Here is a 19,107-nt window from a genome sequence, read left to right on the forward strand (position 1 = left end):
TCAACGCATCATCACTGAAGCCCCGGCCGCAGCGCCGGGGCTTTTTTTGCGCCGTCCGCCCATCAAACGGCAGCGGCCCGCTGGCCCCTACGCCCTATCTTTGGCGCCTCAACACCACTCCCAAGCATGCTGCGTGTAGGAATATTCGGAACCGGACACCTCGGAAAATTTCACCTGAACAACTGGAAGGAGATCGACGGCGTAGAACTCGTGGGCTTTTACGACCCGAGCGACGAAGCCGCTGCCGCGATCGCCGGGCAATACGGCCTGGAGCGATTCACCGACCCGGAGGCCCTCATCGACGCCTGCGACGCCATCGACGTGGTATCGCCGACGCCCCACCACTTTGCCACCTGCGCGGCGGCCGTGCGCAAGGGCCGCCACGTGTTCGTGGAAAAGCCGATGGCCAACACGATGGACGAAGGCGAGCAACTGGTGAAGCTGGTACAGGAATCGAAGGTAAAGCTGCAGGTCGGGCACGTGGAGCGGTTTAACCCGGCCTGGGTGGCGCTGCCCAAAGACCGGCTGCAGCCCATGTTCATCGAGGTGCACCGCCTCGCGCAGTTCAACCCGCGCGGCACCGAGGTAAGCGTGATCCTTGACCTTATGATCCACGACATCGACCTCGTGCTGAGCATCGTGAAAAGCGATGTGAAGGTGCTTTCCGCCTCCGGCGTGGCTGTGCTCACCGACACCCCCGATATCGCCAACGTGCGCATCGAGTTCGACAACGGCTGCGTGGCCAACCTGACCTCGAGCCGCATCTCGCTCAAGAAGATGCGCAAGATGCGCCTCTTTCAGAAGGACGCCTACATTTCGGTGGACTTCCTCGACAAGAAGGCCGAGGTGATCCGCATGCAGCAGGAAGGCGACACCGAAGGCTTCACCTTCCCGATCGAAACGCCCGCGGGCACCCGTAACATTACCATGCTGCAGCCGCCCGTGGCCGAGGGCAATGCCATCCGCGCCGAGCTGCAGGCGTTTGTGGACGCCATCCGCAACGACAGCCGCCCCGTGGTGAACGAGATCGACGGCTTCCGTGCCATGGAAGTGGCCCACGGCATTCTCCAAAAGATCCACGCCCATCACACCGCCTCCTGAGCGCATGGCCCAGCGAACGATCACGCCTTCCCTGTATGCCCTGAGCGACTACCTGTCGGGCGCCCTTGCCTGGGCGACCTTCTACTTCGTGCGCAAGGGCCTGCTGCACGAGCCCATCGACCTGGAGCATGGCTACTATGATCCCTTCTGGCTTGGTGTGACGCTTATCCCCCTCGGCTGGCTCACGCTCTTCCTCCTGCTGGGCTCCTATCATTCCGTTTATAAGAAATCGCGCTTCGGTGAGTTTACGCAGACCTTCATCGCCACCCTCGTGGGCGCGACGGTACTCTTCTTCGTATTCACGCTCGATGACGTCAAGAACGACTATACGTATTACTACGCCGCCTTCGGCGCGCTCTGCGGCATCCACTTCTTCTTCCTCTTCCTGGGACGCCTGCTGATCCTGCAGGCCGCCAAGCGGCAGCTGCATTCGGGGGCCGTTTCCTTCCCGGCACTCATCGTGGCCGAAGGCGAAGAGGCTTTGAAACTGTTCCAGACCACCGAGCGCAAGCTGCACGAGGAAGGCTACCGCATCGTGGGGTACCTGCCGCTCCGCAACGGAGATACCGCCCGCCGCGGCCTGCGCCTGCTTGGCTCGCTCGACGACCTCGAGGCGGTGCTCGAACGCGAAGGCATCCGCTGCGTGATCCTCGGCAACCGCCGCACCGACGCGCCCACGATGGAAAAGCTGATCGACCGCCTCAGCGAGAGCGACGTGGAGCTCAAGATGCCGCCGAGCACCCTCGATATCCTGGCCGGCTCCGTAAAAACGAGCAACGTGCTCGGCCCGGTGCTGATGGACCTCAAGACCGGCCTCATGCCCGACTGGCAGCAGAACTTCAAGCGCCTCATCGACATCATCGCTTCCCTCTTCGCCCTGCTGCTGCTGCTGCCCTTCATGATGTACATCGCCCTCCGCGTGCGTTTCTCCTCGCGCGGGCCCATCTTCTACTGGCAGGAGCGGATCGGCTACAAGGGCAAGCCCTTCCGGATGTACAAGTTCCGCTCGATGTACGTGAATGCGGAAGATGGCGGCCCGGCCCTCTCTTCCGACAACGACCCGCGCATCACGCGCTGGGGCCGCACGATGCGCAAGTGGCGCTTCGACGAGCTGCCGCAGTTCATCTCCATCCTGAAAGGCGACATGAGCCTCGTAGGCCCGCGCCCCGAGCGCCGGTATTATATCGACAGGATCACGGCCCGCTTCCCTTATTACAAGTACCTGCTGAAAGTAAAGCCGGGCCTTACCTCCTGGGGCATGGTGCAGTTCGGGTACGCCCAAAATGTAGAGGAGATGATCGAGCGCAGCAAGTTCGACCTCGTGTATATCGAGAACGTATCGCTCGCCCTCGACTTCAAGATCATGATCCATACCGTGCGGATCATCTTCAAAGGCAAAGGCTTGTAGGAATGTGCTAATGGGGTAATTTGCTAATGGGGTAATGGGCGCTCCCTCTCTTGCCTGTTCCCTGTTCCGTATTCCTTGTTCCCTGTTCCGTGTTCCCTGTTCCCTCACCTTCGTTATTCGTTATTCGATATTCGATATTCCCTAACTTCCTGTTCATATGAAAAAGCTCCTCTTTGCCCTTGGCCTTTTCGCAGTGGGTGCTGTCCGGGCACAGGCGCCGGCGCAGGCCGCGTACTGGCAGCAGCACATCTGCTACAGCATCGACGTGGCGCTCAACGACCAGCAGCACAGCCTCAGCGGCACCGCCGACATGACCTACATCAACCGCTCTCCCGACGGGCTGGACTTTATCTGGATCCACCTGTGGCCCAATGCGTACAAGGACAACAAAACGGCCTTCGCGAAGCAATTGCTACGCGAGAAGGAAGGAAAGAGCCAGCTGAAAGCGATGAAGGACAACGGCTATATCGACTCGCTGCGCTTCACCGTGGACGGCGCCGAGGCGCGCACCGAAGCACACCCCGAGCATACCGATATCGTAAAACTACTGTTGCCGAAACCGCTGCGCCCCGGCGACTCGGTGCGGATCCGCACACCCTTCTATGTGAAGCTGCCCACCTATATCTCGCGCTCCGGCCACAACGGCCAGTCGTATATGATCGCTCAGTGGTACCCGAAGCCGGCCGTTTACGACCGTAAGGGCTGGCACCCCATTCCCTACCTCGACCAGGGCGAATTCTACAACGAGTACGGCGACTACACGGTCAACATCACGCTGCCGGGCGCTTATATCGTAGGCGCCACGGGCGAACTGCAGGACGCAGAGGAGCTCGCGCGCTACAAGCAGCTTGGCACCGCCAACCGCGGCACCGACAACGATGCGCCCTACACCAACAACAGCGCCAGCAAGACGCTCCGCTACAGCGCCCGCAACGTGCCCGACTTTGCCTGGTTTGCCGACAAGGGCTTCGTGATCGAGTACGACACGCTGCAGCTGCAGCCCACGGCGCGCCCCATCGACGTCTTTGCCTATCACCATCCCGCGGGCAACCCAGCCTGGCAGCGCAGCACCAACTTTATCAAAGATGCCGTGCGCTCCTATTCGCGCTGGATCGGGCCCTACGCCTTTCCCACGGTGCAGGCCGTAGAGGGGCCCAAGAACGACAACTCCGGCGGCATGGAGTACCCGATGATCACGCTCATCACGATGCCCGACGCTACCGATACCACGCTGGATGCCGTCATCACCCATGAAGTGGGACACAACTGGTTCCCGATGATGGTGGCCACCGACGAGCGGACCTACGGGTTCATGGACGAAGGCTTCAATACCTACTACGAGTTCCTGTACGAGGCGGAGAAATACAAGACCAACCTGGTGCTCGGCTCGGTGCTGCCGGCCGAAGTGCGCAAGCTGCCCACCGACCAGTTTCTCGGGATGATCTACAACGCGCTCAACGGCATCCCGATGAACGCGGCCATCAACACACCGGCCACCGGCTTCCGCAACAAGGAAGAATACGGCATGGTGACCTATATGAAGACCGCCACCTGGATGTATATCCTCGAGCTCAGCATCGGCAAGGAAGCCCTGCACAACGCCATGCGGCAGTATTTCTCCGACTGGCAGTTCCGCCACCCCTACCCCGAAGACTTCAAGGCATCCCTAGAAAAAGCAACGGGCAAAGACCTCAGCGACCTCTTCAAAGGGCTTGAGGAAAAGGGTGCGTTCAAGTAACCGGATGAAGAATCGCTTCCCGGTGTATTGGCCTGCATTCCGACCCATGCGGCCGGGAAACGGAATTTACTACCGCGCACATGATCCTGAAAAGAGAAGACCTCGCCGCTGGCGGGGTCTTCGCTTTTGAAAAGCATGGGGAAAGCCCGGTCAATCGTGCATTGCGCGGAACTCCATCTTGTTTTCATCCGTATACGAAATATCGAGCACTTTCGAAACCGGGGCTGATCCTCGCGTGGTTACGTGGAGCTCGCTCATCGAAGGGAGCGTCTTTATGCAGTCGAAGCAACGCACCCGCACTTCGATGGAACAGCGGGTTGACAGACGCTCGGCCAGCAGCGCCAGGTTGGCGGCCGTGTATTGGCGGTCGGGCAGACCGACCAGAACGGCTTCTACCGATGCAGCCACCTGCGTGGCATCATCTTGCCGGATGCCCTGCGACAGACGGCTGCAATTGACCTGTTGCGGCTCCTTTTTACAGGATGCGATCAGGATGCCGGCGACGAGAACACTCCAAAAGATTTTCATAACAGCGTTTTTATAGGAGACAACAAGAAGTGCCAAAACGTGGCCTTGCACCCTTTACCAGCCCACTGTTTTACTGATGAACCGGATCAATTCGTCGGCCATTGCCTGCTGCTCCTCCTTTACCGGGTGACCCGGCGTTTTCTTATAGGGAAAAAAGAGCGTATGGATACGCTTGTCGCTCAGCTGCGCTACAGCCTCGCGGATATAGCCGGGAAAGGACGAGCCCGCCTCGGTGGCGTTCATATTGCCTAATGCGCAGATGATGTGTGCCGCGGGGTATTTGCCGCGAACAGAGGCCACGAAGCTGCGATAGGCGCGAATGATGGCAGCCGCATCCGGCTTCGTGTTGCCGAACCGGGCCTTGAATTGTGGATGATTCGGGTTGTTGATCAGCCAGTAGTCGTTTTGCAGCAGGTTGATCACGACCACGTCGGGCCTGAAACCGGCAAAGTCCCACTTACTTGTGGAGTCGAAGGGATCGAGGCGGTCATAAACTTCGGGCATGATCTCCGGGAACCAGCTCACCAGAACGCCGATGCCACTGCGCGCAATAAATGAAGCCCGCGCGCCGAAGTGCCTGGCGGTAAGGGCCGCATAGGTGTAGTGTTGGTTGAAGAACTCAGGTGCGCCGGAGTCGCCTTTGCCGCTGGGCACGTCCACGCCATGGCCGGCGGTGATGGAGTTGCCGTAGAACTCGATCCCGCGCTTCGGCCGGCGCCCCGGCGGGTGCAGCCGGGCCCGCCCCGTGATGTTGATGCCGTAGAAAATATTGGCGGAAGTATTGTTCGACAGCTTGTATAGCTGCACGGTGTGCCGGCCGTCGGAAAGGCCCTCGGCAACGGTGATGAGCCGCCTGCTGCTGTCGGCTGCAAATTTGAACGCACGCGCCGCATCGCCGTCAACGATCGCATAGAAATAACCTGGCTCACGCAACGACCGCATCGTGACCGTGGCGCCGGTACCGGTGAAGGAGATCGTAGCGGAGGAGCCTGGCCAGTAAAAGACCGCAGAGTCGGCACGCACGGCTACCCTGCCTTCGTAGGCGATGTGCGGGTTGCCGGGGCGTACGGCAAGCTGGCTACAGGCGATGCCGGGGCAGCAGGCGGGCAACGCTAATGCGCAAAAAATGAATGCAGGCTTCATCTTGAACGGGATTCGGGATCGGATCAAAAGGGAAGCAGTTGCGGCCGGATCGTATCGATCAGCTCCTGCAGCCCGGGGTAGTCGTATTCGTCGGCGCGCGAGAAGCCGCCGTTTTCGAAAGTGCGGCGCAGGTATTCGACGAGGGGCAGGTTGTGACCGCTGATGTTGCCGTCCACCACCGGGTATGGGTAAAGCGAAAGGTAATAAGCGTCTCCGCTGACGTTGTCCTTCACCAGGTCGTCGGGAGCGATCCAAAGCTCGTGGTCCCCGCTATAGAGGTCGAGCTCTTCGAGCAATACCGGAAGCGGCGCGATCACCAGCGGATCGGCGCCGGTCCAGGGTATCTCGGGCACCGATTCCCAATCCCAGCTGAAGTCAACCGATCCGATGTGGCGGTAGAAATACTGGAGCGAGAGCGGGATGTGGCTCGGCGCCACGCGTCGGGCGAGCTCGGCGAGCTGCGCTTCCGTATCAGGATGCGGCGGCGTGAAGGGCTTGCTGCCTTCGTCGTAGGAATCGGCCAGGAACCGGTAGCCGGTGTCGCGCAGGTGGCGGTGCACGAGTTCCACGTTGTGGCGCACGCGCCGGAAGGTCTCGTCGAGTACGGGATGCACCTGATCGATGTTGGCGGGGCGGAAGGCGTCGCGGCCCAGCAGGCGGATGTCGTTGTGCACCTTTTGAAAGTCGCCGTTGCGGTAGCGCTCGAGCAGGGTCATAGTCGGTTGCTTTGGAGGGTGATGACGGCGGCGGCCCGTGCTTATACGGGGCGCTTCCGGGAGGAGCTCTTACGAAGATAATAATCGGCGCCGCGGTAAAAAACAAAGAACGCGGCGAGGAACCGCTCACCGAGGTGCAGTGGCCGCTCCTCCCCGCTCAGGAGCTCGAGGCGCGTAACCCACATGCCGGGCGTGGCGCCGGCGGCAAGCAGGAACAGCAACCGGAACCCGAGCAGCGAAGCGAAGGCGCACAGCAACGCGTTCCCTCCGCCCAACGCCTCATAGAGTGGCCGGGGCCATCGGTAGACGCTTACCGCCCACAGCGCGGCGAGCGGCAGCAGCAGGTCTACGAGCCGCATCAGCAGCCGGCGCCCGAGTGGCGCCGGCTTGCGGTCGCTCTCCATAAAATCATCGAGGATATCCATAGACCGGTGGTTAATTGATCTGCCCTACACAGGCTACCGCAACATAAGCCAATACAATGAGAGTATCGCCTTGTTCCGGTAGACGAAACGGGCGCCGCCGCGAAGAAAGGGGCACGCAAAAAACTCAGAAAACGCGGAATATCTTGTTTCGGGCGATCATCTTTTTCATTACCGATGGCCTTTGCCCAACCCTTGCGGCAAGCAGCCCAACCTATTGCAAGCACCCGGCTGTGCCGCAGTTCGTAAAACGCGGAAAAAGCTTCGTGAACGAAGCCCCTTGAATAGATAGTGGCTTGGGAAAAGAAATACCAATGAGCACTACTCACTTCGGCGTTTTATCTGGCACCTGCCAGCCAGGTGTATGGTGCATTTTTTGGCGGAGTATAGCCCTGGATCCCTCGCCCCCGGCACGATTGGAGAATAAGGTAGGTCTGCACCCCAAATTAGCTTCCGCGTGTTCCGCGCGTTCCGCGTGCCCCTCCCCGCTGGTCAATCGAAAAACTGCCCGAAGTGCCAGAGCACGCCGCTCGGATCGTGCAGGAAGCATTCGCGGCCCCAGGATTCTGCGCGCACCGGCAGCAGGCGCGCACCGGGGAAGCGGGCGGGCAGGTCGAGCGCATGCAACGCCTCCCAGCAGCGGTCGGCATCTTCCACTTCGAGGAACAACATCGTATTGTCGACCCATTCACGCACGTAATAGTCTTGCAGGTAAAACGCCTGTCCGCCGGCGGTGAACACCGACATGTCGGGCGAAATTTCTGCCTCCTCGAAGCCAATGGCGCGGTAAAAGCTGCGTGAAAGGGCAAAGTCCTTCGCACCGATAAACGGGCGCAGCGAACGGGCCGACTGCAGCACCGGCCGGATACTTTCATTGCCGACGTTTTCAGGAGTGTGCATAGGGTTCATTTTGGTTGGGCTATTGGGCTCTGATGCCATGAAGGTATTCCGGACCGGCGTTCGTACCATCACTGTCTGAAAAAAGTTGCGGCCCCAACCGGGTTTACCGCGGTGGAAAGAACGGCGGCCGGCAGCGGCTACTTTACGCGTACAAACTTCATCTGCTTCACCCCGAAATTGGAGATCGAAAACGCGTTCACCGCACCGGCGCGGTCGTGCAGGAACTCGAGCTCAAAAGCGAACGTGCGCGGGCCGGAGCCCGAGAACTGCTGCTCGCCCGTGCGTTGGAGCACGATGTCGCCGACCCTGGGATGCGTCATCAGCAGCTGGCCGTTGCGCAGCATCAGGGTGTAGCTGGTTTGCAGGTCTTCGTTGTAATAGGTGCCTTCAAAGGCTTTGGGGCCGGAGGTATAGGACGCCGGTGCAGCCGCAGCACGGGTAACCGGTCTGGGTGCGGCGTCGTTGTCTTTTGCCAGGCCCGGCAGGTAAAGATCGGCGATCTGCCAGCGGGCGTTCAGCGACTCGTTGTGCTCGTCGTTGCTCAGCGCGATGATCGCGAAGCGGTGCTCCGGGAAGCGGCCCATATACGTACGGAAAGCAGCCGCATGGCCGCCATGCGAGTACATCGGGGTGCCTTTATAGTTGCTGACGTTCTGCCCTTTCGCATGAAAGATCGTGTCGGGTCCAATAACCCGGAGCACCACCTTGCTGCCGTCGTCGAGCAGCGACGGGGCGTTGAAGGCATCGAGCAATGCACGCGTGCCCACCACTGGCTGCTCGAAGTTCATCACCCAACGCGCCAGGTCCTCGACAGTGGTGAGCAGGTTGGAGGGACCGGGATTGGATACGTTCAGGGGCTTGTGGTGATAGGCATTGCCGACGCGCTCATACGATTCCGCCTTGTTGCGGACGATGCGCTCGTGGTCGTCACAGAACTGCGTGCTGGTCATGCCGAGCGGCACGAAGATGCGCTCCCGGGTAAAGTCGGCGAACTTCTTTCCCGATACCCGCTGCACGACTTCCGCAAGCAGCGTGTAGCCGGTATTGCTGTAGTTGAACCGGGTGCCCGCAGGAAAGTTCGTTCCGGTTTGCCGGGTCACGAGCTTCATGATCTGCTCCGTGGTCACGGCATCCTGGCTCCAGCCGGCGAGCGAGAGCAGCGCCGCCTGGTCGCGCAGGCCACCGGTATGTGCCAGCAGGTGGCGGATCCGGATGGGTGTACCGTAATCGGGCAGCTCGCTGATGTACCGGTGCACGTCGTCGTCGAAGGAGAGTTTTCCTTCGCTTTCGAGGAGGTAAACGGCGAATGCAGTGAACTGCTTCGATACCGAGGCTATGTTGAATACGGTCCGTGGCGTTACCGGGATGTCGTGATCGAGGTGGGCCATCCCGTATCCTTTCCGGAAGATGACCCGTCCCTCCTTTACGATGGCGACCGCCGCCCCGGGCGTTTCGCGCGTGTACCGGGAGAACAGCGAATCAACCTTCCGCCCGGCGGCTTCGTAGGATTGGGCCCCGGCAGACAGGTGGCAGAAAGCAAGCGAAATCAGCAGACAGGTGATTTGTTTCATGTTGGTGCGTTGGTGATGGTCAGACCGGAAGCGCGCGGCGGCGTGCCGGGTTCCGGGTACAAACATTCAAAATACGCCGTTAAGAGAAGCTTAATGAACGGTAGGGAGCCACGGGATCTTTCGAGTGCCCGTTTTTCGGTGACGAGCCGTTTGCCCGGTGCCTGAAGTGAGCGCTCCCGGCGGGAGGAACGGTGGCCCGATGGCGCACGGCAGGAAATCCTGCCTACCGGCGGTTGGCGTTCTCCGCAGGAGCTTCCCGGGCGCGGAGCGAGGTAGCGGCCGCCCAAAGGAGCCAAAGCACGGAGAAGGCAACGAGGCCTTTGAGGTTCGACTGCACATCTTCGGGGTCGAAGCGGCCATGGATACGGGTGTGGAAAAACCTGTTGGACCAGGCCTGCGCCTTCTCGATGGCCATGCCGAAGGCAAACAGGACGGCAAAGATGGCCACATGACGCAGGAGCTTGCGCCGGGCAAAAAGCACGTTCAGGAAAGCCGCGGCTACGAAGTAGAAGGCAGCGTGGAGCTCCTTGTCCATATGCCGGAAAGCACCCGGCAGCTTTACCATGAAGCCGATGATGGCGATCCCGAAGCAAGCTGCCGCCAGGAAAACCCGCTGTGCTGTTGAAAGACCGGTGCTCATTCGTTGTTGGATTCACTGCAAGATGCTTTTAAAAACGGGGATCCCGTTGATTTATTGGGTGCACCTGCCCCCCGCCAAAGCTTCGGCGTGCCGGGCCACGACCCTCAGAACCCAAAGAACATTAAGAACCCCACCTTCGTCAAGGCTACGGTAGGCGGAACCATTACCCCTCCCTCGACAAGCTCGGGATGACAAAAGCCTTTTGTCAGGCTGAGCGAAGCCGAAGCCACCCCATTAGCACATTAGCACACTATCTTCGGCGGGTGAAAGCAATCCTTCCGTTCCTGCTGCTCCTGTGCCTCGGCAACCCGGCCTCCGGCCAGTACTGGCAGCAGCGCACCGATTACGTGATCGAGGCCACCCTGCACCCGCGGGCCCGCACCCTCGATGGCTTCGAGCGCCTCACCTACCACAATGCCTCGCCCGACACACTCCGCTATATCTGGTTTCACCTCTGGCCCAATGCCTACAAGAACGACCGGACGGCTTTTTCGGACCAATTGCTGCGCAATGGCCGCACCGACTTCTACTTTGCAACACCCGAAAAGCGCGGCTACATCAACCGCCTCGACTTCCGCGTCAATGGCCAGGCCGCCCGCACCGAGGACCATCCCCAGCACATCGACATTGTAAAGCTGCACCTGCCCGCGCCGCTCGCTCCGGGCGCCTCGGCACAGATCACGACGCCCTTTCACGTGAAACTGCCCTATGCCTTTTCGCGCAGCGGCTGGGACGGCGCGCATTTCAACATCACCCAATGGTATCCGAAACCAGCCGTATACGATGCCACCGGCTGGCACCCGATGCCCTACCTCGACCAGGGGGAGTTCTACTCCGAGTTCGGATCCTTCGACGTGCGGCTCACCGTGCCGGAGAACTACACCGTGGCGGCCACCGGGCAGCTGCAGGATACGGCAGAACTACGGAAACTCCGGACCTGGAAGCAGGTGCAAAAGCCCACGACGGTGACTCCCGCAGCGGGCAACCGGCCCGGACAGCGCCCCGGCACCCGGCCCGCAGGACCCGCACTGCCGCCCGAAAGCGGAGTCACGAAAACGCTGCGCTACCTGCAGGACTCGGTTCACGACTTCGCCTGGTTCGCAAACCCGGACTTCCACATCAAGCACGACACCCTACTTCTGCCGTCCGGGCGAAAGGTCGACCTGTTTTTATACAGCACGTCCAACCCGAAAGACTGGGAACAGCTTGGACCGGGTTACGTGAAAGACGCGCTCCGCTTTTACAGCAGGGAGATGGGCGAATATCCCTTCAGCACCCTGAGCGTGGTGCAGGGACCTGAAAGTTCCTACGGCGGTATGGAATACCCCACGATCGCGGTCATCGACCCGTCGCTGCGGGGAAATGAGCTCGACGCCACCATTGCCCACGAGATCGGGCACAACTGGTTCCAGGGCATCCTGGCTTCCAACGAGCGCGATCACCCCTGGATGGACGAGGGTTTCAACACCTTTTACGAGAACCGCTATTTCGAGCAGAAATACGGCGCCGGCAAGCGGAGCCAGTGGGAGCGCCTGCTCTTCCTGACCCAGGCGCAGCAACGCCTTGATCAGCCCATCAGCACACCTTCCGATAGCCTCTCCGCACTCAATTACAGCCTGGTCCCCTACTACAAGACGGCGGCCTGGCTGGCCTCCCTGGAGCGCTACATGGGACGCGGCCGCTTCCGGGCGATGATGCGCGGCTGGTACGAGCGCTGGCGCTTCCGGCACCCGCAGCCCGGCGACTTTGCAGGCCACGTGCACAGCCAGGAGCCGGGCGGCACGGGCCCGGGCAGCCACCTCGGCTTCCTCGCCACCACCGGCCCGTTGCCGGCACAGGAGCTCCGGGGCACCCGCATCGTAACACCGCTCCAGGTCAAAAGCCTCGAGGCGTACGACAAGACCCCCGTGAAGCATACGATCCTGCTGACGCCGGCGTTGGGCGCCAACCGCTACGACAAGCTGATGATCGGGGCGCTCGTCTCCAACATGAAGCTGCCGCCCACGGCCTTCCAGTTCCTGGCCGCGCCGCTCTATGCCACCGGCTCCAAACGGTGGAACGGCATCGGCTACTTCGAGTACTCGGGCTTCCCGGAGCGCGGCGGACGGAAATGGCAACTGTTCGGAACGGCGTCCACGTTCACCTACAACCAGTTCGAGGACGAGAAAGGCACAAAACACTTCGCGCGATTTTACAAGCTGGCGCCCGGCGTGTCCTTCAGCTGGCGCCCCCGCGACCCGCGCAGCACGCTGCGCCGCAGCATCGATTTCCGTTCCTTCTTCATCGGTGAGCAGCCGTTCCGCATCTCGTTCGACTCGGTGATCTCCCCGGTAGATACGACGCTCGTCCAGAATACGCGCACTGAGTCGCTGCGTTATGGCATCCACCAGCTCCGCTTCCGGATCGGCAACAGCCGCGCCCTTTATCCCTGGAGCGCCGCGGCCTGGGTGCAGGCCTCGGAGCACTTTGTGCGCCTCCACCTGGAGGGACAGTATTTCTTCAACTATGCCGGCGGTGGCGGCCTCTCGGCGCGCCTCTTTGCAGGCAAGCTCTTTTACGATGCCAACCGGCGCCTCCCCTACGGATTGTATGCCAACCGCTTCTTCCTCAACATGAGCGGCGCCGGCGGCGAGGAAGACTATACCTACAGCCATTACTTCGCCGGCCGCACCGAGTTCGAAGGACTCGCCAGCCAGCAGATCGCGATCCGAGACGGCGGCTTCAAGGTGCGCACGCCGCTCTACAGCAACCCCGTAGGGCAAAGCGACGACTGGCTCGCGGCGATCAACCTCAATACGAGCGTGCCCGACAAGATCAACCCGCTGGCGCTGCTGCCCGTCAGGATCCCGCTGCACCTGTTCCTCGACATCGGTACCCATGCCGGCGCCTGGAAGGCCAACGCCGAAGGCGGCCGCTTTCTTTATGATGCGGGGCTGCACGTGCCGATCGCCCGGGGCGTACTCAATTTTTATTTCCCGGTTATTTATAGTCCGCAGTTCAGGGAGTACGTACAGTCGGTGTACACGAAGGGTCGCTTCTTCCGGAGCATGACCTTCTCCATCGACCTGGGCCGCGCCGGCACCCTGCTCAAACGCGATTTCCTCTTCTGATGCCGGCACCGATCCGACATATCCGCCATCGCGACATCGACCGCGCCCGCTGGGATGCAGCCATCGCCGCCGCCCCGAACGGGGTGATCTATGCGCGCTCCGTATACCTCGATCAGATGGCGCCCGGCTGGGAAGCGTTGGTACAGGGCGATTACGAAGCCGTGTTCCCACTGCCGCTCCGCCGCAAGTGGGGCGTCTCCTACGTGTTTCATCCCTTTCTCACCGCGCAACTCGGGCTGTTCGGGACCGACCTGTCGCGCGAGCGGCTCAATGCTTTCTTCAACGCCATCCCCTCGCAGGTCCGCTACCTCGATCTCTCGCTCAACAGCGCCAACCTGTATCCCGGTACCGTATTTCCACTGTATCGCCGCATCAACTACGTGTTGCCCCTCGGTGCGGATTACGAAACGCTCTACCGCGGGTACCGCGACAACATCCGGCGTAATTTGAAAAAAGCGGTGCAGTATGGCTGCGCACCGGCAGCCGGCGTGCCGCTCGAAGAAGTGCTGGCCCTGGCGCGCGCACACACTCCCGACGAAGCCGGGCTCGCGGCCTTTGCGCGGCTTTACGCGGTACTGGAGCCCGAAGGGGCTGCCCGTACCTATGGCGTGCGCAATGCTCAGGGACAGCTGCTCGCTTCCGCCGTTTTTCTCTTCGACGAGCGGCGGGCCTATTACATCCTCGTAGGCAATCATCCCAACGGGCGCACGCTCGGCGCCTCGCACCTGCTCATCGACCGCTTTATCCACGAGGGCGCGGGCAGCGGGCGCCTCCTCGACTTCGAGGGCAGCGATATCCGCAACCTGGCCTTCTTCTACAGCTCCTTCGGTGCCCGCGAAGAGCCTTATGCCGCCCTGCGTGTCAACCGCCTGCCCTGGTGGGCCCGCTGGACAAAGTGACCGAGAGAAGGAACGCAGATGGCTACGATTTTATATGATTGGCGCGGATGTTCCGTTGACGTCCTCCATTTGGCGATGTACTCCTTGACGCGCCAACTCAAACTATATGATTGCCGGGTACGATGTCAGTGATGCTCTCGTTTGGATTTGGGATTAACCGGCTACGCTGCCCCTTACATCAGAGATCCTCGATCTGAGATCATCACATCAAAAAAGCGCCCCGAAGGGCGCTTTTGTATTTGTTGGTTGTGGTTCCTTATTCGTAGGTCGGACGCATCACCACGCGGCGGTTCTTGGAGCGGCCGGCGGCAGTTTTGTTGTCCGCGATGGGCTGCGACTCGCCGAAGCCCTGCGACTGCAGGCGGCTGGCGTCGATGCCTTTTCCGAGCAGGTAATTCTTAACCGAGGCAGCACGGTCTTCGGACAGCTTCTGGTTGTAATCGTCCTTGCCCACGTTGTCGGTGTGGCCTTCGATGGCTACCTTGATGTCCTTGTCTTCGTTGAGCAGCTTTACGATGTCGTTGAGGGCGGCATTGGAAGAAGCCAGGAGGCGGGCGGAACCGGTAGCGAAGTAGATGCGCGAGGCGTCGCGCTCGATGCGCTTCACGATTTCTTCCTTCACCACGGGGCAGCCGTTGTTCTCGGCAGGTCCGGCCACGGTCGGGCACTTGTCCTGTTCGTCGTTCACGCCGTCTTTATCGGTGTCCGGAACGGGGCAGCCGCCATATTTGGCCACGCCGCGCTCGTTGGGGCACTTGTCTTCTTCATCGTTGATGCCATCGAGATCGGTGTCGGGGATCGGGCAGCCCTGGTACTTGGCCGTACCGGCTACGGTGGGGCACTTGTCCTGGTCGTCGGCGATGCCGTCTTTATCGGTATCCGGCACCGGGCAACCCTGGTATTGGGCCACACCCGGAACGGTCGGGCACTTATCGGCGGAATCGAGGATACCGTCGCTGTCGGTGTCCTTTTCCACTGCGGGGATCGGGGGCACTTCCTTCTTCGGGGCTTCCTGCTTGCGACCAACGCGGGCGGCATAGCCGAATCCGTACATCACGTGGTAGCCGTTGGCACGGTTGGTGGTCACCGGTACGCGGTAGGAGCCGTCGAGGAACAGGGCGCCTTCGTCGGAGAAATTGAACTTGAAGCCGATGCCGAGGGGCAGGATGGCGTCGAAAGTACCATCGAGGTAGCTGGCGCCCACGCCGGCGCTGACATAAGGCGTAAAGAAATAGCGATCGGAGAAGAACTTATAGTTGACCGAAGCATCGCCCTCGACCTGGAACTTCTCGCCGTTGGTGCGCTTCGTGCCGTTGTTGAGGATGACGTCGGGGCTCGAGCCGCGGAGGCCGCCGGCAAAATCGAGGTTGTTGGTGAGGCCTTTCCAGTAATGAAGACCAACGCCGATGGCCACGTCCTGGAAGCCCGCGATCTGGCGGTTGTTCAGTACGGAAGCCAGCGAGGAAGTGCGGATACGGTTGGGAGTCAGGTAGTCGTTGCGGAAAAAGCTGATACCAATTGCGGCCGGACGGATATAGGCGCCTTTCTGTGCGAACGCAGATGCGACGCAAGACAGGGCCAGTACGGTCACCAGGAGTTTCTTCATAAAAGAGGGAGTTGGTTTGACTGCCGCAAAAATAGTGGCCCGGGTGGGAAAAAGAGAATTTATTTATGCAGGCCTGCGCTGCTTTTATCCCCCTTCAGGCTCAGGATTTCGACCTTCACCTGCGTGAGTCCGCGGCCGATATAACCGAGCTGCTCGGCGGCGATCCGGCTCATGTCCACCACCCGCATATTCTTCGGATGCAGGCGGTCATTCACGCGTACGATCACGGTGCGGTGGTTGCGCAGGTTGGTGACGCGGATCCAGGTACCGAGCGGTACACGGTTGCACGCCGCAGACAGCTTTCGCCCGTCGTAGACGCTGCCGTCGGCAGTTTGCCGCCCGTTGAACTTATCGGCATAGTAGGATGCGATGCCGTAGAGGGGCTTCAGCTTCGACGTCTGCGCGCCCGCTATCAACAGGCCTTCCCCACCGGCCGGCGGGGGCGTTTCCGTATCCTGGGCACCTGCCGACAGCACGGCACCAAACAGGAAGCAAGCAAGTAGTTGTGTTCGCATAAGCCGGTCATTTCTTGGCAAAATAGGTTTGACGCATACGGCGGTCCTCCCCGTAAATGTCTTCGAGGTATACGAGCCGCCCTTCCTTCACCGATACCGTTTGGTAGGTAAGAAACACCGGCATGGGCCGGCGCAGGGGCACGTAGCGGCGCTTTTTCTGGGCAAGCCAGCTCGCCAGCGAATCCACCCGCACCGCGCGCGCCTTCGATGCCGTGTCGAGGGCGAGCATTGCCGAGTCGCGCCGCAGCAGGTAGGTAGCCAGCGAGCGCCACGATTCGACGCGCACGCAGCCGTGGCTGAGGGCACGCTTCGGCCGACCGAAGAAGCTACGCTGGTTGGTGTCGTGCAGGTATACGGAGAATTTGTTCGGGAAGTTGAATTTCAGCACGCCGAGTGCATTGTCGTCGCCGCTTCCCTGCACCACCTTGTAGGGAATGCCTTTCTTGTACTTGCTCCATTTCACGGCATAGGGATTCACCGGGTTCCGGTTTGTGTCGAGGAGCGAGTAGCCTTTGCGGGCGAGGTAGCCCGGGTCGCGCTGAAGCGCCGGCAGGATGTCTTTGCTGATGATGCTGGGCGGGATGGTCCACTGCGGGTAGGTCATCATATTGTTCACCGCGCTGTAAAGGACCGGCGTTTTCGATTCCGTTTTACCCACCACCACCTTAGAGGTGAGCGTCAGCGAGTCGCCGCGGTAAACCTGCAGCATATAGGTGGGGATGTTTACCCAGATGTACTCTTCGGGCAGCGGGGGCAGCAGCTTGTAGCGCTCCATATTGATCACGATCTGCAGGTAGCGCTCCGTATCGTTGCTATTGAGATAGGCGATGAGCTCGGGAGAGACCCGACCATCGGGCTTGAGGCCCTTTTTCTTTTGGTATTTTTTGACGGCGGCGGCCAGCTCCGTGGAGTCGGGCGTTTGTGAAGGAGTGCGGACCGAGTCTTCCGAAAGGCGCTTGCGCAACACCGTGAGCAGGTTCGCTGAATCCTTCGGGTTGATGCGGGTGTACGTCCGGAAGCGCGCCCGGGCGAGGAAGCCGGGGAGCGCTTTGCGCAGCGCGCGGTACCCGGCATGCGGTGGCTCGAAGCGCGCCGCGAAGCTGTCGGTCGGAAGGTGTTGGAAAGAATCCACCACGGCACGGAAGAAGGCCGGTACAAGCGACGAATCGCGCCGGCGGAGGCTGTCGGCCTGCAGGCGGCTCACGCGGAGGTCGGTGGCGAAGTCGAGGAGGGCGGAGGTGAAATAGAGGTCGGTCTCGGCCCAGAGGGCCGCGTCGAGACGGGTAGTGCGGGTCGTGTCGCGCTGCATGCGGATATGCAGGCTATCAAGGTGTTTCTGGCGGTAGTCTTCCGGGAAAAGGCCGTAGCGCCGGGCGCGCCCGAGGAGGCGCAGGAGGCTGTCGGCATGCGGGAGCCAGACGCTGTCGCGGGTCCAGAGCGGCTCGTAATTGCGGTCTTTGTAAATGAGGGCGAGGGCGGCGGTGTTGCGGAACGGGAGCCGGGCGGCGGCGGCGCTGTCGGCAACGGCCTCTTCGAGGGTTCCCTGCAGCACGTCGGAAACCGTCTGCTTCAACTCCTCGGGGCGGGCCACCACGCGCTTCTCGCCCAGGCGTACGGGCTTGCGCTTTTCCTTGCAGGCCGGCGCGAACAGGCACAGGGCCAGCAGGGGAATGATGAAAAAGAAGGATATTGGTGGTCGCTTCATGAACGGATTAAGTTATGCAACGATATACGCGCTATCGCCTCGCAGTTTTGGCCGTGCTGCTCTTAGCAACAATGGTGCCGCTTTCGATGAGCTGCCGGGCACAAAATATAAGAATTGTCCGGAAATCAAAAATTTACCGGCACCAGGTGGCGGCCGACAGCGCGCTTTCGTTTCTGGAGCTCAAAGATGCAGTCCCCGGGGTTTTGTTGGACCTGCATTACGCTACGCCCGCCAATTTTACCGGTAAGCGCCTCTATCGGCAGGGTGAGCATACCTTCCTGCGCCGCGCTCCCGCCCGGGCATTGGCGCGGGTGCAGGCCGCCCTGCAGGCCGAGGGCCTAGGGTTGAAGGTGTGGGATGCCTACCGCCCGCATGCAGCCACCCGCCTCATGTGGGAGCTGGTGCGCGATGAGCGCTACGTGGCCAACCCGAAGAAAGGATCGGGACATAACCGCGGCCTCGCCGTCGACCTCACACTCGTGGACAGCCGCGGGCAGGAGCTCGACCTGGGCACGCGCTTCGACAACTTCACCGATACGGCACACTCGAATTTTAAAGAACTGCCACCCGATGTGCTGGCCAACCGCAAAAAGCTCCGGACCGCGATGGAAGCCGCCGGCTTCACGGTGCTCGCAACGGAATGGTGGCACTTCTACTGGCCCAACGACCGCAACTACGACGTGATGGATCTGGACTTTAGGGTGTTACTAAAGGAGTACCGGAAATCTAAATAAGACGGTCGTTACGACGCGCGATGGCGCGTCGCGACGATCTTTCGAAGTGGATGATCGAATCGATTAGCGAATCCCTACCTAAACTTTCCCGTCTTCTCGTCCCCGGTGATCGGCCCGCCGCTGCGCGCCTGCAACTGGAAGCTGACGATCCACTCGGCGCATCCGCGCGACAGCAGGTGCTCGTTCACGGCATGGAACACGGCGATGACTTCTTCGTAACTGCCCTCGAGCGTGGTGGCAAACGGCCCGACCTCATGCGCGATGCCGGACGACTTGATGATCTCGATTGCCTCGTCCACCCACTCATAAGGGTGACGGTCCTGGACGATGGGAACGAGCTGCAGCGAAGCGTTGACGGTAAAGGAATGCAT

Annotated in this window: 17 protein-coding genes; 6 read left to right on the forward strand and 11 right to left on the reverse strand. The window is 60.9% G+C overall.

All coding sequences use genetic code 11. From position 1 onward, the window contains the following. The first annotated feature begins 126 nt into the window (after positions 1-126). The 3 genes from ABD937_RS13275 (at position 127) to ABD937_RS13285 (ending at position 4,247) form a co-directional block, all read left to right on the forward strand. Complete coding sequence (locus ABD937_RS13275; protein WP_345256232.1) at positions 127-1,101, forward strand: Gfo/Idh/MocA family protein; 975 nt, start codon at positions 127-129, stop codon at positions 1,099-1,101. 4 nt (positions 1,102-1,105) lie between these two features. Continuing rightward, on the forward strand, positions 1,106-2,509 hold the full coding sequence (locus ABD937_RS13280; RefSeq protein WP_345256233.1) for a sugar transferase: 1,404 nt from the start codon (positions 1,106-1,108) through the stop codon (positions 2,507-2,509). Between the two features lie 157 nt (positions 2,510-2,666). After that, positions 2,667-4,247 (forward strand): M1 family metallopeptidase, encoded by a 1,581-nt coding sequence (locus ABD937_RS13285; protein WP_345256234.1) that lies wholly within the window; start codon positions 2,667-2,669, stop codon positions 4,245-4,247. Positions 4,248-4,397: 150 nt separating this feature from the next. Here ABD937_RS13285 and ABD937_RS13290 read toward each other — a convergent pair whose 3' ends face one another. The 7 genes from ABD937_RS13290 to ABD937_RS13320 form a co-directional block, all read right to left on the reverse strand. Then, positions 4,398-4,775: a hypothetical protein gene (locus ABD937_RS13290; RefSeq protein ID WP_345256235.1), complete on the reverse strand. Its 378-nt coding sequence runs from the start codon at positions 4,773-4,775 to the stop codon at positions 4,398-4,400. Between the two features lie 54 nt (positions 4,776-4,829). Continuing rightward, positions 4,830-5,918 carry an SGNH/GDSL hydrolase family protein gene (locus tag ABD937_RS13295; RefSeq protein WP_345256236.1) on the reverse strand — a complete coding sequence of 363 codons (1,089 nt, stop codon included), beginning with the start codon at positions 5,916-5,918 and terminating at the stop codon, positions 4,830-4,832. Between the two features lie 23 nt (positions 5,919-5,941). Continuing rightward, on the reverse strand, positions 5,942-6,634 hold the full coding sequence (locus tag ABD937_RS13300; RefSeq protein ID WP_345256237.1) for a hypothetical protein: 693 nt from the start codon (positions 6,632-6,634) through the stop codon (positions 5,942-5,944). A 41-nt stretch (positions 6,635-6,675) separates the two neighbouring features. Next, entirely contained in the window at positions 6,676-7,059 is a 384-nt protein-coding gene (locus ABD937_RS13305) for an RDD family protein (protein WP_345256238.1), read from the reverse strand. 489 nt (positions 7,060-7,548) lie between these two features. Next, a complete protein-coding gene (locus ABD937_RS13310) occupies positions 7,549-7,956 on the reverse strand; it encodes a VOC family protein (RefSeq protein WP_345256239.1) in 408 nt (135 codons plus the stop codon). Positions 7,957-8,093: 137 nt separating this feature from the next. After that, positions 8,094-9,527 (reverse strand): serine hydrolase domain-containing protein, encoded by a 1,434-nt coding sequence (locus ABD937_RS13315; protein WP_345256240.1) that lies wholly within the window; start codon positions 9,525-9,527, stop codon positions 8,094-8,096. A 223-nt stretch (positions 9,528-9,750) separates the two neighbouring features. Continuing rightward, positions 9,751-10,167 (reverse strand): hypothetical protein, encoded by a 417-nt coding sequence (locus ABD937_RS13320; protein WP_345256241.1) that lies wholly within the window; start codon positions 10,165-10,167, stop codon positions 9,751-9,753. Positions 10,168-10,430: 263 nt separating this feature from the next. On the opposite strand from ABD937_RS13320, the gene ABD937_RS13325 reads away from it, so the two are divergent. Then, entirely contained in the window at positions 10,431-13,277 is a 2,847-nt protein-coding gene (locus ABD937_RS13325) for a M1 family metallopeptidase (RefSeq protein ID WP_345256242.1), read from the forward strand. Next, positions 13,277-14,176, forward strand: a complete 900-nt coding sequence (locus ABD937_RS13330) for a GNAT family N-acetyltransferase (protein WP_345256243.1) — start codon at positions 13,277-13,279, stop codon at positions 14,174-14,176. The genes ABD937_RS13325 and ABD937_RS13330 overlap by 1 nt, the downstream gene beginning before the upstream one ends. A gap of 256 nt (positions 14,177-14,432) precedes the next feature. On the opposite strand, the gene ABD937_RS13335 is transcribed toward ABD937_RS13330, so the two are convergent. From ABD937_RS13335 to ABD937_RS13345, 3 genes are read right to left on the reverse strand one after another with little or no spacing between them, the layout of a single operon-like run. Next, the gene (locus tag ABD937_RS13335; protein WP_345256244.1) at positions 14,433-15,782 is read right to left on the reverse strand and encodes an OmpA family protein; all 1,350 of its coding nucleotides are present in this window, start codon (positions 15,780-15,782) and stop codon (positions 14,433-14,435) included. 59 nt (positions 15,783-15,841) lie between these two features. Continuing rightward, on the reverse strand, positions 15,842-16,297 hold the full coding sequence (locus ABD937_RS13340) for a septal ring lytic transglycosylase RlpA family protein (protein ID WP_345256245.1): 456 nt from the start codon (positions 16,295-16,297) through the stop codon (positions 15,842-15,844). Positions 16,298-16,304: 7 nt separating this feature from the next. Continuing rightward, on the reverse strand, positions 16,305-18,002 hold the full coding sequence (locus tag ABD937_RS13345; RefSeq protein ID WP_345256246.1) for a L,D-transpeptidase family protein: 1,698 nt from the start codon (positions 18,000-18,002) through the stop codon (positions 16,305-16,307). A gap of 86 nt (positions 18,003-18,088) precedes the next feature. On the opposite strand from ABD937_RS13345, the gene ABD937_RS13350 reads away from it, so the two are divergent. After that, a complete protein-coding gene (locus tag ABD937_RS13350) occupies positions 18,089-18,736 on the forward strand; it encodes a M15 family metallopeptidase (RefSeq protein ID WP_345256312.1) in 648 nt (215 codons plus the stop codon). A gap of 74 nt (positions 18,737-18,810) precedes the next feature. On the opposite strand, the gene ABD937_RS13355 is transcribed toward ABD937_RS13350, so the two are convergent. Continuing rightward, positions 18,811-19,107 carry a thiamine-binding protein gene (locus tag ABD937_RS13355; protein ID WP_345256247.1) on the reverse strand — a complete coding sequence of 99 codons (297 nt, stop codon included), beginning with the start codon at positions 19,105-19,107 and terminating at the stop codon, positions 18,811-18,813.

This window comes from Flaviaestuariibacter amylovorans, from assembly GCF_039541815.1.
Lineage (GTDB): Bacteria > Bacteroidota > Bacteroidia > Chitinophagales > Chitinophagaceae > Flavisolibacter > Flavisolibacter amylovorans.

Coding starts and splice junctions, on each gene's coding strand:
- ABD937_RS13280 (WP_345256233.1), top strand. CDS start 1,106: ATGGCCCAGCGAACGATCACGCCTTCCCTGTATGCCCTGAGCGACTAC.
- ABD937_RS13285 (WP_345256234.1), top strand. CDS start 2,667: ATGAAAAAGCTCCTCTTTGCCCTTGGCCTTTTCGCAGTGGGTGCTGTC.
- ABD937_RS13295 (WP_345256236.1), bottom strand. CDS start 5,918: ATGAAGCCTGCATTCATTTTTTGCGCATTAGCGTTGCCCGCCTGCTGC.
- ABD937_RS13335 (WP_345256244.1), bottom strand. CDS start 15,782: ATGAAGAAACTCCTGGTGACCGTACTGGCCCTGTCTTGCGTCGCATCT.
- ABD937_RS13300 (WP_345256237.1), bottom strand. CDS start 6,634: ATGACCCTGCTCGAGCGCTACCGCAACGGCGACTTTCAAAAGGTGCAC.
- ABD937_RS13275 (WP_345256232.1), top strand. CDS start 127: ATGCTGCGTGTAGGAATATTCGGAACCGGACACCTCGGAAAATTTCAC.
- ABD937_RS13320 (WP_345256241.1), bottom strand. CDS start 10,167: ATGAGCACCGGTCTTTCAACAGCACAGCGGGTTTTCCTGGCGGCAGCT.
- ABD937_RS13305 (WP_345256238.1), bottom strand. CDS start 7,059: ATGGATATCCTCGATGATTTTATGGAGAGCGACCGCAAGCCGGCGCCA.
- ABD937_RS13290 (WP_345256235.1), bottom strand. CDS start 4,775: ATGAAAATCTTTTGGAGTGTTCTCGTCGCCGGCATCCTGATCGCATCC.
- ABD937_RS13345 (WP_345256246.1), bottom strand. CDS start 18,002: ATGAAGCGACCACCAATATCCTTCTTTTTCATCATTCCCCTGCTGGCC.
- ABD937_RS13315 (WP_345256240.1), bottom strand. CDS start 9,527: ATGAAACAAATCACCTGTCTGCTGATTTCGCTTGCTTTCTGCCACCTG.
- ABD937_RS13355 (WP_345256247.1), bottom strand. CDS start 19,107: ATGCATTCCTTTACCGTCAACGCTTCGCTGCAGCTCGTTCCCATCGTC.
- ABD937_RS13340 (WP_345256245.1), bottom strand. CDS start 16,297: ATGCGAACACAACTACTTGCTTGCTTCCTGTTTGGTGCCGTGCTGTCG.
- ABD937_RS13310 (WP_345256239.1), bottom strand. CDS start 7,956: ATGCACACTCCTGAAAACGTCGGCAATGAAAGTATCCGGCCGGTGCTG.
- ABD937_RS13330 (WP_345256243.1), top strand. CDS start 13,277: ATGCCGGCACCGATCCGACATATCCGCCATCGCGACATCGACCGCGCC.
- ABD937_RS13350 (WP_345256312.1), top strand. CDS start 18,089: ATGAGCTGCCGGGCACAAAATATAAGAATTGTCCGGAAATCAAAAATT.